We start from the raw sequence: 16,752 nt of genomic DNA, 5'->3' as shown, positions 1-16,752 counted from the left end.
CAAGAAAGCGTCGTAGCGTCCTTTAGTCGGCGGCAGGCGCGGTGTTCGTCGTGTCTCCGCTCGGGGTCAACGGAATGGCCGAGGGCTGCAGGCTGCGTGCGCGCCCGGCGCCGAGCGTGTCCGGATGCTGCATGTCCAGCAGCGGCGCAGCCAGATGCGGGGCGAAGTGGTAGTCGATGCCGCGGTCGTCGTCGCGCAGGATCAGCTCGGGCTCGCGTTCGATCACGTCCAGCCGCCGGATGCGCTCGTCGGCGTAGCGCAACGTCACCCGCGCAATGCGGGCGCGAGAGGCATCCACCGGTTCCAGCGACAGGGCACGGCTATGGCGCCAGGCATCGATCGTGGCCTGGGCATAGTCGGCGCCGCGATCGGCGCTCTTCGGCTCTACCTGCCAGCCGCCGGTTTCGCTGCGCGCGAGCGTCAGCCGCGGCAGCGTGAGCTGGGTCAGGTCGGCATCGTCGGCTATGAGCGTAGGCGAGACCCAGTTGCGCCAGGTGGCGGGCAATCGCGCCAGGCGTTCGGCCTTGACCAGCAGCAGGGCATGGGGCGTGGCGACATAGCGGCTGGTCGGCGCCGGGCCCGCGTTGCCCACCAGAATGGGGGCCTGGCCGTTGAAGCGAACCACCAGCGCCGGGTCGTCGAGGCCGGTAGTGCCGTCGTCGATCGCGCCGCGTTCGTAGCGCTGGCTGGGCGTGGCCTCGGCCAGGGCCAGCAGGGCCTGCAGCGGGGCTGTATCGGCCGGTGCGGAAATCGGCTCCTGCAGCCGCCAGTCGGCATCCGGATTGGCACGATCGAGTTCGACCACCGCATCCGGCAGATGCACTTCCACATGGGTGAGCGCGTCGGGGTCGATGGCGGAGACGGTTTCTGGCGGCGTGGGTGCCGGGGTACGGAACTGCCACAGCAGAATGGCGAGCACCACGATGCCCAGCACCAGTACCGCATTGAAGATCAGGCGTTTGCGGTTCATGGACGGCTCACCGGCGGCGTCGGCGCTGCCAGCGCAACAGGCCGAAGCCGATCAGGCCCAGCGGCAGGATCAGCACATACACCCACCAGAAGCCGCGGATCTGGGCCGGGCTGAGCTGTAGGCGGGTATCCGGCGCCTTGGCGACATCGACCGCGATCTGGGCATCGCGAAAGGCCAGCCACTGGAACAGGGCCAGGGCGAGCGGGCGGTTGCCGAGCCGTTCGAGATGGCCGTTGGTCATGAAATCGCTGTCGGCGATGACGGCTACGCGCTGGGCGAACCGGCCGGCGTCGGTCTGTACGGCACGGGTCAGGGCGATGCCCATGTCCAGCGGCCCGCGGATATCGCCCTGGTCGGGTTGGAAGGTCAGGCTTTGCTGGCCGTCGATCGGGCCGGTTTCCAGCCAGCTGCGCGTGCTCGAACGCAGAAAGGTTTCGGCTTTCCAGCCTTTGGCGGCGGCATTATCGAGCCGTGCCAGCGCGCCGGCATAGGGGAACAGGCCGATCTGGGTCAGGTTTTCGGTGATCGGCGTATTCGGATAGTTGGCGACCAGCGCGATGGCCGGGTGGCCGGTGCCCAGCTCGCGAAAATCCGGATAGATGACCGTACCGGGCAGCCAGCTCAGGCCCAGATCCCGGGCCAGCGGTTCCAGACCATAGCGCGGGCCGGGGTCGTCGGCCCAGAGCAGGGCCCCGCCGCGCTCGACATAGTCGCGCAGCATGCGCACTTCGCCGGGCAGCAGGCTGCGCTGGGGGCTGGCCACGACCACCAGGGCCGCGTTGTCGGGAATGGCCGCTGCCTCGGCGATATTCAGGCTGCGGGTAGCCATGCCCTGGGCATCGAGCGCGGCCGCGAGTTCGCTGTAGCCGCCGTTGGATTCCTCGGCAGGCGAGCGTTCGCCGTGTCCGGACAGAAACACCATCCACTGGTTCTTGGCCACCGAGAGCTTCTGCAGGGCGTTGGTTACGCTTTTTTCGCTGAAGTCGGTCACCGTCTGACTACGCCCCTGATAGCGGATCTGAACCGCGCCCTGATCGCCGATGCCCAGCGCACGCACCTGCTGCGGGTCGCGGGCCGGATCGACGAAGTCCAGATGCACCTGCGAACTGGCGCGGGTATAGCGCTCCAGCCGCTCGGCGACCTCGGCACGGCGCGGGCCGGGATAGATATAGGCGGTGAAGGAAACGGGGCCGGCGTCGAGGGCATCCAGCACCTGCCGGCTGGCAGGCGACAACGAATTGCGATTGCCGGCGGTCCAGTCCGCGCTGATCGAAAAGCGCTGGCTGACCGCGCCGGCCATGAGCGCGGCGACAACGATCAGCGCAAGCGACAGGCCGTGACTGGCACGCATCAGTGACGATCCATATCGAGTCGCACCACGGTCAGGGCGAGAAAACACAGGGTGAAGATCAGGAAATAGAGCACGTCCGCGCTCGAGAACACCCCGCGCAGCAGCGCATCGTGGTGGCCGATCAGCGACAGCGCATGGGCGATATCGCCGAACGGCAGGGTGGTGCCGAGCACCACCGGCTGCCAGTCGAACGTCGATACGGCATAGAACAGCCACAGCAGCATGAGCACGCCGAGCGTAGCCACCGCGGCCAGCGTGGGCTCGCGGGTGAGCGACGACACGAACAGGCCGATGGCCGAAAAAGCGGCCATGACCAGCCAAAGGCCGATCAGACCCGCGTACAACAGGCCGAGATCCAGCGGCGTGAACAGGGCCAGTGACAGCGGCATGGCGGCAATCAGCACGAACATCAGGCTCAGATAGCCCATCACCGCGGTGAACTTGCCGAGCACGATGGCCCAGAGCGGCGCGGGCGCGGCCAGCATGAGGTCGAGATTGCCGCTCTTACGCTCCTCGGCAAAGGCGCGCATGGTCAAAAGCGGCACCACGAGCAACAGCACCACCGTGGCAAAACGGAACACGCCGCCGCCGACGATGGCGGAAATCCCGTCGTACTCGCCCACGGTTTGCGGGTTGAGGCTGATGTCGGTTAGCGACAGGGCGAAGAGAATGCCCAGCAGCAGCTGGGTGACGGCCAGCAGTGTCCACGACAGCGGTGAGACGAACAGCCGGTTGAGTTCGTGGGCGGTGATGGCACGGGTGGCATTCATGCTGCGTGGTCCGGGCTGTCGCTTGTGAGGGCCCGAAAACGGCTCTCCAGATCGGGCGTGTGGCTTTGCATTTCCAGCAGCTGCCAGCCCTGTTGCACGGCGGTTTCGGCCAGCGCGCCGCGAATATCGCGCCCGGCTTCGGGGACAATGCGCCAGCGGCCGTCGCCGATGCGCTGCACTGACTGGACGCCGGCCAGCGCGGCCAGCGTGTCCTGATCGGGGCTGGCGCGCAGCATGATATCGACCATCGCCGGGGCATGCTCGATACCCCCGGTGCGCTCGTCGAGCACGATCCGGCCGTGGTGCAATATCACCACGCGTGCGGCGACCGCCTCGATTTCCGACAGGATATGACTGGATACGATCACGCTATGGCGCGCTGCCAGCCGTGCCACCAGCTCGCGGATACCGCGCAGCTGGTTCGGGTCGAGCCCGGCGGTGGGTTCGTCGAAGATGAGCACGTCCGGACGATGCACGATCGCCTGGGCAATGCCCACGCGCTGCTGATAGCCCTTGGACAGGTTGCCGATCAGGCGCCGGCCCACGTCCTCGAGCCCGCAGTCGGCCTTGGCCTGGTCGATGGCCGCAGGGCGCTGGCCGCGGCCGATACGGTGCAGCCGGGCACAGAAGGTGAGGTATTCATCGACGGTCAGTTCTGCGTACACCGGCGGATGCTCGGGCAGATAGCCCAGATGGCGCTTGGCCTGCAGGGGCGAGCGCGCCATGTCGAAGCCGGCGATCTCGATGCGCCCGGCGCCGGGCGCGAGGGTGCCGGCGAGCATGCGCAGGGTGGTGGACTTGCCGGCGCCGTTGGGCCCGAGCAGGCCCAGCACCTCGCCGCGGGCGAGCGACAGATCCACGCCGTCGACCGCGCGTCGGCCGGCATAATCGCGGACCAGCCCTTGCGCTACGAGCTTCAAATCGCTTTTCATGATGGTTTCCCGGCACACCGACAGCGTCCAGCCCGTACAACACGGGGACGACGATGCCGAATCATCCGCTGACAGGATCATGACCCTAAACCACGACGATCGTTCGACAAAGCCGCAATCGATTTCGCGCAGCGCCGGCGAGCTGGGCGTGGATACCGGCGGTACCTTCACCGACGTGATCGCCCGCGAGAACGGCGCGCTGGCGGTGTACAAGATCCCGTCCACGCCGCAGGCACCGGAGCAGGCCGTGATCGACGGCGTACGCCATTTTGCCGGTGAGGCGGCCGCCGACTGGCGCATCGTGCATGGTTCTACGGTGGCCACCAACGCCCTGCTGGAAAACAATCTGGCGCGTACGGCCTATATCGCGAACACGGGCTTTGCCGATGTGCTGACCATCGGCCGCCAGGCCCGGCGCGAGCTGTATGCGTTGGAACCCGCGCCCAACCCGGTGCCGGTGGCGTCCGAACTGTGTTTCGAGGTCGACGCGCGCAGCGATGCGCTGGGGCAGTCGCTCGTGGCGCTCGACGAGGCGATGTGTGACGCGCTTGTGGCACAGCTGCGCGAGGCGGGCGTCGAGGCAGTGGCCATCAACCTGCTGTTCGCCTTCTTGAACGGCGACGACGAAGCCGCCATCGAATCCGCGCTGCGCAAGGCACTGCCGGAGCTGGCCATCGCGCGCGGCAGCCGCGTGCTGCCGGAATACGGCGAGTATGAACGCGGTATTGCAACGTGGCTGAACGCCGCGCTCGGGCCGGCCGTGGGCGGCTATCTGCGGCGCCTGGAAAACGCGCTGGAACGGGTGGCGATCATGCACGGCGCGGCCGGCACGGTCGGCGTCGATCAGGCCGCCGACAACGCCGTGAACCTGCTGTTGTCCGGCCCCGCCGGCGGCCTGCTCGGCGCCCGTTTCGTGGCGCGTTCGGCCGGACTCGAGCGCGTACTCACGCTCGATATGGGCGGCACCAGCAGCGATGTGGCTCTGGTGGCCGACGAACTGGCATTGACCAGCAAGACCCGGATCGCCGGCTATCCCGTGGCCGTGCCCATGGTGGATATGCATACCATCGGCGCCGGCGGGGGCTCGATCGCGTGGCTGGATGCGGGCGGCCTGTTGCAGGTCGGCCCGGCCTCGGCCGGTGCGCAACCGGGGCCGGCCTGCTATGGCAAGGGCGGCGAGCAGCCGACCGTGACCGATGCCCATGTGGTGCTCGGGCGCCTGCCGGCCTCGACCCAGCTGGGCGGCCATATGGGGCTGGACGTGCAGGCCGCGCGCCGTGCGGTCGCGCGTATCGCCGAACCGTTGAATATGTCGGTGGAAGAAGCCGCCGCGGGCATTCTGCGCATCGCCGATGAAGCCATGACCGGCGCGCTGCGGGTGATTTCGGTGGCCCGCGGCGAATCCGTGGCTGACGACAGTCTGCTGTGTTTCGGTGGCGCCGGGCCGCTGCATGCCTGCGCACTGGCTCAGGGCATGGGCATGAAGCGGGTGCTCATTCCCGTGTTTGCCGGGGTCCTGTCGGCGCTGGGTATGCTCGTTGCCCGGCGCTCACGCGAGCGCTCGTTGAGTATTCTGCAGCCGTTGGCCGAGATGGACGCGGACGAAATAGATGCCTGGCTGGCGCCGCTGCGCGAGGCCACCCGCGACGAGCTGGTAGACGAAGGCATCGACGCGGTCGATATCGAAGAACGCCTGAGCGCCGATCTGCGCTACGCCGGCCAGAGCGCGTCGCTCAATCTCGCCTGGCGTGAGCCGGCCGAGCTGGTAGACGGGTTCCACCAGGCCCACGAAGCGCGCTACGGGCATCGTTTCGATCTGAGCGTCGAGCTGGTCAATCTGCGCCTGCATCGGGCCGGGCCGGTGCCCGACGTGGCGCTGCCGGATATCGAAACCGGCACGGGCGCACCGACGCCGGCCGAAACGGTCGCCGTCCACGGCTGCGATGGCGAGGTGCCGGTCTACGCGCGACAGGCGCTACGCGCGGGTCAGTGCTTCGACGGCCCGGCGATTCTGCGCGAAACCGTGACGACGACCTGGGTGGCGCCGGGCTGGTCCGCTTCGGTCGACCGCAAGGGCAATCTGCTGCTCGAACGCGGATAGCGGCCGCTGTCCACGTCGAAAAGCCGTCGTTGCTAGGCAGGCCGCGCCGTTCCACTCGCACCTGCTTGAGCGCCGCCCGGCAGGCACGCCACGGGGCAGCCTTGCCCGGGAAAACGACCGGACACGAAAAAGCCGGCTCGCGGCCGGCTTTTCGCAATCCTGATCGGCTCGTGCCGATAGACGAACGCTTACTTGATCTTCGCTTCCTTGAAGATCACGTGCTTGCGCGCCTTGGGATCGTATTTCTTCATCTCGAGCTTGTCGGGCGTGTTCCGCTTGTTCTTGTACGTGGTGTAGAAGAACCCGGTATCCGCGGTCGAGACCATGCGTACTTTTTCGCGCATTATGCTTTCTCCTGCTTGCGGATCTTGGCAAGCACGGTGTCGATACCCTGGCGGTCAATGATGCGCATGCCCTTCGCAGAGACGCGCAGGCGCACATAGCGCTTTTCAGATTCCACCCAGAAACGGTGCCAGTGCAGGTTGGGCACAAAGCGACGTTTCGTCTTGTTGTGGGCGTGCGAGACGTTGTAACCGGTGACCGGCTTCTTGCCGGTAACCTGACAGATCTGGGACATGACTAACTCCTGGGTCGCGCGCTCATGCGTCAGCGAGCCGCGCATTTAACCATCAAAAACCGCGCGACACAACCGTTGTGCGCCAGAAATCGCGGGCGGCATCGCCAAAGCGAGCCGCCCACAGCGTGCGTCAGGGTACTAGAAATTCACCCGGGCGCCGAGGCGGATTTCGTTATCGAAACCGAGATCGCGGTTCGCGGTTTCGATATCGCTGGCCTGAAAGTCGGCGGTCAGGGCGACGGCGTCGTTGATATGACCCAGCGCGCGTACGCCATAACGGATGCCGTCGGCGCTGCCCAGGCCGGCGCCCAGGGTGCCGTAATCGACCCAGCCCAGATGCGGGTTGATTTCGATCTGCGGGTCGACCATCCAGCGCAGGCCCACATCCGCGCCATAGCCGTTGGAATCGGCGTCGCGATTGCCGGTGCCGGGCACGTTCTCGAGGTTCAGGCGCTCGAACGAGACCTGACCGTAGTAGCCTACGCCGGTGCCGTCGCCGCGGCCGAAGTCGTAGAAGTCGTTGGCGCCGATGCCGATGCTGGTGCGGTTGGCGTCGAACGAACTGCTGTCAACGTCGAGCCAGTCGTAGCGGCCGTTGACGAACACATTCGGCGTGATCGCGACCGAGCCTTCCAGCGCGTAGCCGTCGTAATCCTGGCCGGTGCCGTTGGCGTTGCCGTCGACGACCCAGTCGCCCTGGAAGTAGCTGTAGCTCGGGGCGCCGGGCATATCGTTGGGTGCGGCGAAGCCAACCAACGGCACAACGGCGAGCCCAAGGGCAATGGCAGTATTTTTCATGTGGATCATTCTGAGTTGTTCGTGGAGGTCTTTTCTGCTCAAGGATTTGAACAGAAAGGATTTATACGATGGTGGCGCTGCCTTTGAAGTCTGTCAAAGACCAACGGCTTGCAGGCTTTAAGGAAGCTCTGCATAACCTCTCGCGGATCGCGTTCGAGTCCTCACAGACGGTGCGGCAAGGCGTCCGGGCGCAGCGCCTGCCTTTCTGGCAGGTCAAGCCTGGCAACGCAGCCGCGGCGTCTGTGAGGTCGAACCCCTTGCGGGCCGGGGCTTTGCGCGCGCTTGATCGGCGTTAGTGTTCGCTACCGTCCAGCAAGCACGCTATGCTCTCACTTCCTTGTCAATCGCGCGCAAAGCACGCCGGCGCGACCGTGACAGGTTGTGCAGAGCTTCCTTAAATAAAACACCCCGCCGTAGCGGGGTGCCGGGACCGCGGCCGCGCACCCGCGCGACCGCATGAACCTATACGCGTTCGCCTAGAAGCTGTAACGCGCGCCGACCCGGACTTCGTTGCCGAAGTCGAGATCGGCAGCACCGATGTCGTAATCGGTCTTGGCGTATTCGGCCGACAGCGCCAGGTTGTCGGTCAGGTAGCCAACCGTGCGCAGGCTGTAGCGCATGCCGTCGGCCTTGCCCAGATCGACGCCGTCGCCGGAGTTGCTGCCGTAGTCGACATAGCCGATGTTCGGGTTGATTTCGACGGCCGGATCGACCATCCAGCGCAGGCCGGCGTCGATGCCGTAGCCGGTCGCGCTGGTATCGGCGCTGCCGACGACGTCGTCGAACTGCAGGCGCTCGTAGGACACCTGACCGTAGTAGCCCAGGCCGGTGCCTTCCGCGCCGCCGTAGTCGTAGAAATCGTTCAGGCCCACGCCCAGGCTGCCGCGGTCGACGTCGGTACGGGAATTGTCCACGTCGAGACGGTCATACCGGCCCTTGACGTAGACGTGCGGCACGATTGCGGCCGAACCTTCGAGACCGAAACCGTCGTAGTCGGCGCTGGTGCCGTCGATCTTGCCGTAGGGGATGTAGTCACCCTGGACATAGGTATAGCTCGGACCCTCGTGGTTCGTCGGGGCCGCCATGGCGGCAAACGGTACGCAGGCGGCGCTAAGCAGGATCGCGGTCTTTTTCATGATGTACTCCAAATCGGTGGTGCCGGAAGCGGTTCCGGCTGCGGACAGAGCGTCTGTCTGCGCACATCATCTTAATTTTAAATTAACGAAACATTAACGCGAGCGTTAAGGTGTCTGAATGCCTTGGGTTATCGAGGTTACAGCAAGCCGCGTTCGGCGAAAGAGACGGTCTGGCGCGCAGCGATGACCAGGTGATCGAGTACGCGCACGTCCACCAGCGCGAGCGCGTCGGCCAGGCGATGAGTGATATCGCGGTCGGCGGCGCTGGGTTCGGCCACCCCGGACGGGTGGTTGTGCGCCAGGATGACGGCCGCGGCGTTGTGGCGCAGCGCGGCCTTGACCACTTCGCGTGGATAGACCGCCGCGCCATCGATGGTGCCGCGAAAGAGTTCCTCGAAGGCGATGACGTGATTGCGGGTATTGAGGAACACGCAGGCAAACACCTCGTGCGGCACATGCGCTAGCTTGAGGGTGAGATAGCGCCGGGTGGCCTCGGGCGCGGACAGCACGTCCACCTCGGCCAGCGTTTCCGTGGCGTGGCGACGGGCCATTTCCATCACGGCCTGCAGCTGCGCGAACTTGGCCACGCCCAGGCCGCGGGTCGCACAGAAGGTTTGCTGGTCGGCGGCCAGTAGCGCGCCGAGGCTTTCGTATTCGCTGAGCAGCTGACGGGCGAGATCGACCGCACTTGCGCCGCGTACGCCCACGCGCAGGAATATCGCCAGCAGCTCGGCGTCGGAAAGCGCGCCCGCGCCGCGCGCCAGCAGTTTTTCCCTGGGCCGCTCCGCGGCCGGCCAGTCGGAGATACCCATGCAATGCCCCCTGTCTTTGGTCAACGTCAGTCGCAGCAGTTGATCGTCAGCATGTTCTGAAAATAGCTTCATGCTGAATTGATAATCCTGTCGTCCGGGGCGGGCGGCGTCCAGTCAGATAGGTACAATGCTGGGCATGTCCATGCTTGCCCATCGCAAAATTCTGCTCGGCGTTACCGGGAGCATCGCCGCGTACAAGGCGGCCGCGCTGACGCGTCGGCTGGTGGAGGCCGGCGCCGAGGTTCAGGTGGTGATGACCGAGTCGGCGAAGCGCTTCATCACGCCGATGACGCTGGCCGCGCTGTCCGGTCGCGGCGTACGCGACAGCCTCTGGGACGAGACCGCCGAACTGAACATGGGCCATATCGAACTGGCTCGCTGGGCGGACCTGATCGTGATCGCGCCGGCCACGGCCGATACGCTGGCCCGGCTGTGCGCGGGGCGCGCGGACGATCTGTTGTCGACGCTGTGTCTGGCAAGCCATGCCGATGTGCTGGTTGCCCCGGCCATGAACCACGTCATGTGGGCCCATCCCGCGACCTGCGCCAATGTCGAAACACTGCTTGCACGCGGCGTACATATGGTCGGCCCCGCGGAAGGCGAACTCGCCGAACGCGAAACCGGGGCCGGGCGCATGGTCGAACCCGAAGCGATTCGCGACGCCGTCGCGGCCTATTTCGATGCCACCAGCGAGGATGGTCTGCTTGCGGGCCGGCATGTGGTGATCACGGCCGGGCCTACGCGCGAAGCGCTGGATCCGGTGCGTTTCATCACCAATCATTCCTCGGGCCGCATGGGCTATGCCCTGGCCGCGGCCTGCGTGGATGCGGGCGCGATCGTTACGCTCGTCTCCGGGCCGACCGCGCTCGACGTGCCGCCCGGCGTGGAGCGGGTGGACGTCCAGTCGGCGGCAGATATGCACGCGGCCGTCATGGCGGTAATCGATAGCGCCGATGTGTTCATCGGTGCGGCGGCGGTCGCCGATTATCGGCCAGCGACCACCGCCGCCGACAAGATCAAGAAATCCGAAGGCGATACCAGCCTGGCGCTCACTCGCACCCGCGACATCATTGCCGACGTGGCCGCCGCCCATCCCTATCTGTTCACGGTGGGCTTTGCCGCCGAAACCACGGGCATGCAGGCCAGCGCCCGGGCCAAGCGCGAGCGCAAGAAACTGTCCATGGTGGCGGGCAATATCGTCGGCCCGGAGCATGCCTTCGGGCGCGAGGACAACGCGCTTTATGTGGTCTGGGAAGGCGGCGAGCGTGAACTCGCGAAAGCCAGCAAGCACGAGCTGGCCGAACAGCTCGTCGCGCTTATCGCCGAGCGCATGGCCGCCGAAGTCGGCCTGCTGCCCGATTCATCCGAAGGAACGCTGTAATGGCCAGCCTGCAAGTCAAGGTACTCGACCCGCGCTGGGGTCGCGATTTCGATCTGCCGCAGCGGGCCACGGCCGGTTCGGCCGGGATCGATCTGCGCGCCATGCTCGAGGCGCCGCTAACCCTCGCGCCGGGGGCCTGCGAGCTGATTCCCACCGGGCTTGCGGTTCATATCGCCGACCCGAACCTGGCCGGTATGATTCTGCCGCGGTCCGGGCTGGGGCATAAGCATGGCATCGTTCTCGGGAATCTGGTCGGTCTGATCGATTCCGACTATCAGGGGCCGTTGATGGTGTCCTGCTGGAACCGCGGCACGGCCGAATTCACCATCGATGTCGGCGAGCGTATTGCCCAGTTCGTGCTCGTGCCGGTGGTCGCCCCCGAGCTCGAGGTGGTCGAGGCCTTCGACGACAGCGCGCGCGGCGCAGGCGGCTTCGGTTCGACCGGCACCCGTTGAGGTCGCGCATGACGCCTTTCGAACAGAACAAACGTATGTCTCTCGATCCCGAACAGGCCGCACGCGTGGCCCGCGTGCTGGGCGAAGCCCTGCCCTATATCCGCCGTTTTGCCGGCAAGACTGTGGTGATCAAGTATGGCGGCAACGCCATGACCGATCCCGAACTGAAGTCCGGTTTTGCCCGCGATATCGCGCTCATGAAGCTGGTCGGCTTCAATCCCGTGGTGGTGCACGGCGGTGGGCCGCAGATCGGCAAGCTGCTCGAGCGCGTCGGCAAGCAGACCGAGTTCATCAAGGGCATGCGGGTCACCGACGAGGAAACCATGGACGTGGTCGAAATGGTGCTCGGCGGGCTGGTCAACAAGGAGATCGTGAATCTCATCAACCAGCACGGCGGCCGTGCGGTCGGGTTGACCGGCAAGGACGGCGGGCTGATTCATGCCCGCAAGCTCGCCCTGGTGGGTGACGATACCGACCTCGGCTTCGTCGGCGAGGTGTCGCATATCGATCCGCATATCGTGAAGCGTCTGGAGGCGGACGACTTCATCCCCGTGATCGCCCCGATCGGGGTGGGCGCGGACGGGCGCAGCTACAACATCAACGCCGACCTGGTGGCGGGCAAGATTGCCTCCGTGCTGGAAGCCGAAAAGCTCATGCTGCTCACCAACACCCCCGGCGTGCTCGACGGCGAGGGCCATCTGCTGACCGGCCTGGCACCGGGGCAGGTGCGGGAACTGATCGACAGCGGGGTGATTCACGGCGGCATGCTGCCCAAGATCCAGTGCGCGCTGGATGCCGTGGCTTCGGGGGTCACCTCGGCCCATATCGTGGATGGCCGGGTGGAAAACGCGGTGTTGCTGGAGCTGTTTACCGATGCCGGCGTGGGCACCCAGATCACCCGTCAGCCGGCCGAGCCCCCGGCCGCCAACGAGCCCGAGCCGGCCTGAAGTCCAGGCCGGGTCGGGCGCTTTGCCGGTGGTGTTTAATCGGGCCTAGAAGCTGGCCCAGTCGGCGTCTTCTTCCTCGAGCTTCGACTGGGCTCTGGCCGCGCTTTGCTTCGGTTTTGCAGGCGCAGGCGCGGTGCTCGGCTTGCTCGATGTGGCCGTCGGCGTCTTTTCGGCCGCCGCATGAGGCGCTGGCGCGTTCGTCGCCTGATCGGGCAGCTGGAAGAATGCGATCTGCTTGTCGAGGCTGGCCGCCTGTTCTTCCAGCGACACGCTCGCTGCCGCCGACTCCTCGACCAGCGAGGCATTCTGCTGGGTCATGGTATCCATCTGCGATACCGCGATATTGACCTGGTCGATGCCGTTGGCCTGTTCGTTGCCGGCGGCCGCGATTTCGGAGATGAGATCGCCCACCTTGTTGATCGATTCGACGATTTCGCTGAGCACCTCGCCGGACAGGGCCACCTGCTTGGAGCCGTCGGCCACCTTGTTGGCGCTGTCTTCGACGAGTTTCTTGATGTCCTTGGCCGCAGCCGCACTGCGGCTGGCAAGGTTGCGTACCTCCGAGGCCACCACGGCAAAGCCGCGGCCCTGCTCGCCGGCACGGGCCGCTTCGACCGAGGCGTTGAGTGCGAGCAGGTTGGTCTGGAAGGCGATATCGTCGATCAGCCCCACGATTTCGCTGATCCGTCGGCTCGAGGCGTTGATTTCGTCCATGGCCTGGACCGCGGTCTGGACCACCGCGTTGCCTTCGCCCGCGCGGCTGCGCACCTGGCGCGCGAGTTGATCGGCCTGCGCCGAGTTGTCGGCGTTCTGCTTGACCGTCGAGGTCATCTGTTCCATCGATGCAGCGGTTTCTTCCAGGTTGGCGGCCTGCTCCTGGGTGCGCGTACTCAGTTCGTCGTTGCCCAGCGCGATCTCGCGGGCGCCGGTATAAACGCTTTCGCTGAGCTGGCGCAGGCTGAGTACCAGAGCAGCAAGGGTCTGGCGCTGTTTGCTCATCGCGGTGAGCAACTGGGCGATTTCATCGCGCCCGTCCACCGAGATATCGCGGCGCAGGTTGCCGCCCGCCACATCCTCGACCACACTCACCGCATACCGCACCGGGCGGGTGATGCTGCGGGTGATCAGCCACGCCAGCAGTACGGCCAGCACGACGCAGACCGCCGCGAAAGCCAGCAGCGCGACCAGCGCCTGCTGTTGCTGAGCGTCCATCACCTCGACCATTTCCGCCATATGGGCCTCGGCTTCGATGTCTATATCGTGCGCAATCTGCTCGAACTGGTTAATGGGCGCCTTGTACTCTTCCAGAGCAGCGTCGGCGGCGTTGGTCGACACCAGCTCGCCATCCCGGATGCGGTCATGGATTCGGTTGAAGCCGTCGCCATAGGTGCCGAGCAGTGTGGCGGCCTGCCGATATAGCGCGCGTTGGTCATCGCTTTCGGCGGTTTGCGCGCCACGGCGCACGGCCTCGGCCAGTACGGCGTAGTTGTCGTCCCATTTCTGCTTGAACGCCGCACGTTCCTGTGCATCGTCGATGCTGATCAAGACGTCTTTCTCGTAGCGCCGGGCATCCAGCGCCTGGTTCTGAAGCTTGACCGCGTTCAGGGCGACCTGGGTATCGACCTGAATGGCGCGGTCGGCGGTTGCCGACACGTGTCTAAGGCCGTAGGTCGCCACGGCGGTATCGATGATCAGGAGCAGCGTCAATAGCCCAAAGCCAAGGGCGAGGCGCGAGCCGATAGTCAGACGGTTGAGCATTAAATGGGCCGGTAGAAGATGACAATTTTCTTATCGGCCTAATTGGGTATTGATTTAAGTTTTTTTTTGTGTGCAATTTGCACCGATAGTGCTTTGGTCGCAGATCCAGCCGGCAAATACGCCGGACTCGTGGCCTGAAAACCGCGCCGTAAAAAGGCTTCACGGCCTCTTCGTCCGCTCCGAAGGCAGCAATGAATCGATAAGAATCCGACGGTTAGGAATATGCTGCAAAGCGCAAAATTAGCGCAGCGCACCGCGCCGGGTCAGGAAATCGGCGCTTGGATCGATGACGTATATACAGTGATCGTCGACAAACGCGGCGAACGGGCCGCCCAGGGCACGAGGGGCGGTGTGATCGTCATCTGCCGATGCCGGCTTGTCGCGACAGCCACGCGATACGACCGAGCCGACGTTGCGCCATCGGCCATCGATTTCGGCGAACGCCGTGCCGTAGCGGTTGTTACCGCCGCTGCGCGTGATCTCCCACCAGAACGTCATGTCGGCGTGCACTGCCTGTACGAGCCGGCATTGCCGCGGCGACCGCAGGCAGCGCGGGCTTGCCTGCACGGCCAGTTTCGCGACTTGTTCCGGCACGCGAACATCGCTCGGCACGATGTCAAAAGCAGCGGCGACGGCCTCGGGGTCGCGGGTATCGAGCAACGGCTCGGGGTCTGCAGCCGTCGGGCTTTTCATAACGCGGGCAATGCGTTGGGCGGCCGCGGGGTGCTCGGCGGCAAAATCGCTGTCGCGCAGGCGCTTTAACTCGGCCATGCCATAGGGGCCGAGCTCGCGGCGCAGGTAGGCATAGTCGAATCGCTCCGGTGCGATGCGGGATTGGAGCAGCCGTTGCGCTTGATCGTGGGCGCTCAGCGCGCGCAGATCGGCCAACGGGGTGTTGACCAGAATGAGCGTGCCGGCCACCACCAGCCCCAGCACGACGTTGATTCGTTGCAGCCGCGCGCTGGCCTTTGCCGGCGAGCAGAGGATGACCAGCGCATAGCCGAGCGCGTAGGCGGCGATAAACGCCAGCATGATCGCGGCCCAGAGCCGGTCGACGCTGAGGCCGTGCTGGTCGATACGCAGCCCGAGTGCCCAGGCGGCCAGGGCCACGTTGATCGGCAATATGACGACAGCCAGCCAGATCAGCGCCCGTACCGGCCGGGGATAGCCGCTGTCGCTAGCGTCGGGCAGAAATGCGGTGGCGAACAGGGCCAGCAGCACCAGGCTGAGGGCCATCATCAGCGAAGCCGCCTGGCCGGTGTCCCATATCGGTTCCAGGCCAACCCAGGGCAGGGCCAGCACGAACAGCAGGATCGCAGTGGCCACCGGCACCAGCAGGACCCGTAGCAGGGCACGGGTCATCGCGCTCAAGGTAGCGATGAGCCGCGGCTGGCTACGGATGACTGCCAGCGCGATACCGGCGATCAGGCCATGGCCAAGCCAAACGAAAAGTGGCTGCTGGAACAGCCAGGAGAACAGGCGAATGCCGATCGCGTCGAACAGCGCGGCCCAGAGCGCAAGCAGCGCCCAGGCGATGCCCGAAAAGACGACTACGAGGACGATGCTGAACAGCTGCTCGTGGGTGTAGAGCAACAGTTCCGGATAGCGAAAGACCGGTCGTTGATGGGCCGACCAGGCGCGCAGATAGCTGGCGAGCACGAAAACCGCCACGCCCATGCTTACTGCGAAGCTGAAAATGAAGTCGTCCGGTGGGTTGCTGCCGGCAGCGGCCGGGCCGTACAGCCATCCCAGATGCCAGCCGAGCGCGAACAGCAGCGGGCCGGCCAGCAAGGCCGCGACCAGGTTGCGCCAGTCGTAGAAGCGGTTGCAGCCCAGGTAAAACAGCGGGGGCAACAGGCCGGCCAGGGCACAGCCGCCGTACAGCCAGCGAAGATCGACGTTTGCGTCGCTTGCGCGTGCCAGGGCGTAAAGCGCGAGTGCCTGGGCCAGCGCAAGCGCGATCAACGCATAGCGGGTGGGCCGGTCGAGGCCAACGCCATGATCGATGCCCGCTGCGTGTTCGCTCACAGCACGCCGTATTCGTCGCGATATTGTTTGATTGCGGCCAGGCGGTCCTCTGCGAGGCCGGCGCGTTCGGCATAGCCGATCACGTCGTCGAGGGTGGCCACCGCCACGGTGGGAATGCCCTCGTCGGCGGCCAGTGCCTGCAGCGGCGAGCGCTTATCCACGCCGCGCTCCTGGCGATCGAGCGCGATGAGCACGCCGGCCACTTCGCTGCCGGCGTTGCGAATCATGGCAATGGCTTCGCGCACGGCGGTCCCGGCGGTGATGACGTCGTCCACGATCACCACGCGCTGGCCCAGCGGCGCGCCGACCAGAGTGCCGCCTTCGCCATGATCCTTGGCTTCCTTGCGATTATAGGTAAACGGGATGTCCAGGCCATGGTCGGCCAGCGCGCAGGCAACGGTGGCCACCAGCGGTATGCCCTTGTAGGCCGGGCCGAACAGGCTGTCGTATTCGATGCCCGAACGCATCAGGGCGGCGCCGTAGCCGGCCGCCAGGCGCTGCATGCCGGCGCCGGACGCGATCGCGCCCATATTGAAGAAGTAGGGGCTCACCCGGCCGGACTTGAGTTTGAACTCGCCGAACTTGAGCGCGTCGTAGTTATCGGCAAGGGCCAGAAAATCCTGGCTGGGGTCGGTCGGCTCGGCAGGCATGGGCGATTCCCGGGGTGGTCGGATCGTGCAGGCTTGGCAAGTACGTATGATAAGGCCTGCGCACAGCCGCGGCGACCGGTTCGCAA

Annotated in this window: 16 protein-coding genes; 4 read left to right on the top strand and 12 right to left on the bottom strand. The window is 65.6% G+C overall.

What is annotated here, in order from left to right; genetic code table 11:
* Positions 1-22: 22 nt before the first annotated feature.
* The 4 genes from C84B14_RS08140 to C84B14_RS08125 are packed head-to-tail and all read right to left on the bottom strand — an operon-like array spanning position 23 to position 4,023.
* The gene (locus tag C84B14_RS08140; protein ID WP_353223212.1) at positions 23-970 is read right to left on the bottom strand and encodes a DUF4340 domain-containing protein; all 948 of its coding nucleotides are present in this window, start codon (positions 968-970) and stop codon (positions 23-25) included.
* A 7-nt stretch (positions 971-977) separates the two neighbouring features.
* The gene (locus C84B14_RS08135; protein WP_353223210.1) at positions 978-2,321 is read right to left on the bottom strand and encodes a GldG family protein; all 1,344 of its coding nucleotides are present in this window, start codon (positions 2,319-2,321) and stop codon (positions 978-980) included.
* Positions 2,321-3,091: an ABC transporter permease gene (locus tag C84B14_RS08130; RefSeq protein ID WP_353223208.1), complete on the bottom strand. Its 771-nt coding sequence runs from the start codon at positions 3,089-3,091 to the stop codon at positions 2,321-2,323. Before C84B14_RS08130 ends, C84B14_RS08135 begins: the two co-directional genes overlap by 1 nt.
* Positions 3,088-4,023, bottom strand: coding sequence for an ABC transporter ATP-binding protein (locus C84B14_RS08125; protein WP_353223206.1), 936 nt, complete (start codon positions 4,021-4,023; stop codon positions 3,088-3,090). Before C84B14_RS08125 ends, C84B14_RS08130 begins: the two co-directional genes overlap by 4 nt.
* A 79-nt stretch (positions 4,024-4,102) precedes the next feature.
* Between C84B14_RS08125 and C84B14_RS08120 the strand changes: the two genes are divergently transcribed.
* On the top strand, positions 4,103-6,124 hold the full coding sequence (locus tag C84B14_RS08120; protein WP_353223204.1) for a hydantoinase/oxoprolinase family protein: 2,022 nt from the start codon (positions 4,103-4,105) through the stop codon (positions 6,122-6,124).
* A gap of 188 nt (positions 6,125-6,312) precedes the next feature.
* Here C84B14_RS08120 and rpmG read toward each other — a convergent pair whose 3' ends face one another.
* From rpmG to radC, 5 genes are all read right to left on the bottom strand, one after another.
* Positions 6,313-6,468, bottom strand: a complete 156-nt coding sequence (gene rpmG, locus C84B14_RS08115) for a 50S ribosomal protein L33 (RefSeq protein WP_293623709.1) — start codon at positions 6,466-6,468, stop codon at positions 6,313-6,315.
* A complete protein-coding gene (rpmB, locus tag C84B14_RS08110; protein ID WP_006912358.1) occupies positions 6,468-6,701 on the bottom strand; it encodes a 50S ribosomal protein L28 in 234 nt (77 codons plus the stop codon). Before rpmB ends, rpmG begins: the two co-directional genes overlap by 1 nt.
* Positions 6,702-6,839: 138 nt before the next feature.
* On the bottom strand, positions 6,840-7,499 hold the full coding sequence (locus tag C84B14_RS08105) for a hypothetical protein (protein WP_353223202.1): 660 nt from the start codon (positions 7,497-7,499) through the stop codon (positions 6,840-6,842).
* A gap of 476 nt (positions 7,500-7,975) precedes the next feature.
* On the bottom strand, positions 7,976-8,635 hold the full coding sequence (locus tag C84B14_RS08100; RefSeq protein ID WP_348764869.1) for an outer membrane beta-barrel protein: 660 nt from the start codon (positions 8,633-8,635) through the stop codon (positions 7,976-7,978).
* A 137-nt stretch (positions 8,636-8,772) separates the two neighbouring features.
* Complete coding sequence (radC, locus tag C84B14_RS08095; protein WP_348764868.1) at positions 8,773-9,447, bottom strand: RadC family protein; 675 nt, start codon at positions 9,445-9,447, stop codon at positions 8,773-8,775.
* Between the two features lie 136 nt (positions 9,448-9,583).
* Here radC and coaBC point away from each other — a divergent pair, with 136 nt between their 5' ends.
* From coaBC to argB, 3 genes are read left to right on the top strand one after another with little or no spacing between them, the layout of a single operon-like run.
* Positions 9,584-10,828, top strand: a complete 1,245-nt coding sequence (gene coaBC / locus C84B14_RS08090) for a bifunctional phosphopantothenoylcysteine decarboxylase/phosphopantothenate--cysteine ligase CoaBC (RefSeq protein WP_348764867.1) — start codon at positions 9,584-9,586, stop codon at positions 10,826-10,828.
* Positions 10,828-11,283: a dUTP diphosphatase gene (dut, locus tag C84B14_RS08085; protein WP_348764866.1), complete on the top strand. Its 456-nt coding sequence runs from the start codon at positions 10,828-10,830 to the stop codon at positions 11,281-11,283. Before coaBC ends, dut begins: the two co-directional genes overlap by 1 nt.
* A gap of 35 nt (positions 11,284-11,318) precedes the next feature.
* Positions 11,319-12,230: an acetylglutamate kinase gene (gene argB, locus C84B14_RS08080; RefSeq protein WP_348764864.1), complete on the top strand. Its 912-nt coding sequence runs from the start codon at positions 11,319-11,321 to the stop codon at positions 12,228-12,230.
* A gap of 45 nt (positions 12,231-12,275) precedes the next feature.
* On the opposite strand, the gene C84B14_RS08075 is transcribed toward argB, so the two are convergent.
* The 3 genes from C84B14_RS08075 to pyrE form a co-directional block, all read right to left on the bottom strand.
* A complete protein-coding gene (locus tag C84B14_RS08075; protein WP_353223199.1) occupies positions 12,276-13,988 on the bottom strand; it encodes a methyl-accepting chemotaxis protein in 1,713 nt (570 codons plus the stop codon).
* Between the two features lie 240 nt (positions 13,989-14,228).
* The gene (locus C84B14_RS08070; protein WP_353223197.1) at positions 14,229-16,016 is read right to left on the bottom strand and encodes a DUF4153 domain-containing protein; all 1,788 of its coding nucleotides are present in this window, start codon (positions 16,014-16,016) and stop codon (positions 14,229-14,231) included.
* On the bottom strand, positions 16,013-16,666 hold the full coding sequence (gene pyrE, locus C84B14_RS08065; protein ID WP_353223195.1) for an orotate phosphoribosyltransferase: 654 nt from the start codon (positions 16,664-16,666) through the stop codon (positions 16,013-16,015). The genes C84B14_RS08070 and pyrE overlap by 4 nt, the downstream gene beginning before the upstream one ends.
* Positions 16,667-16,752 lie beyond the last annotated feature (86 nt).

It is taken from the genome of Salinisphaera sp. C84B14, from assembly GCF_040361435.1.
Taxonomy (GTDB): domain Bacteria; phylum Pseudomonadota; class Gammaproteobacteria; order Nevskiales; family Salinisphaeraceae; genus Salinisphaera.
The sequence above is the reverse complement of the archived record's forward strand: the minus strand, read 5'-3'. Positions and strand labels throughout refer to the sequence as shown.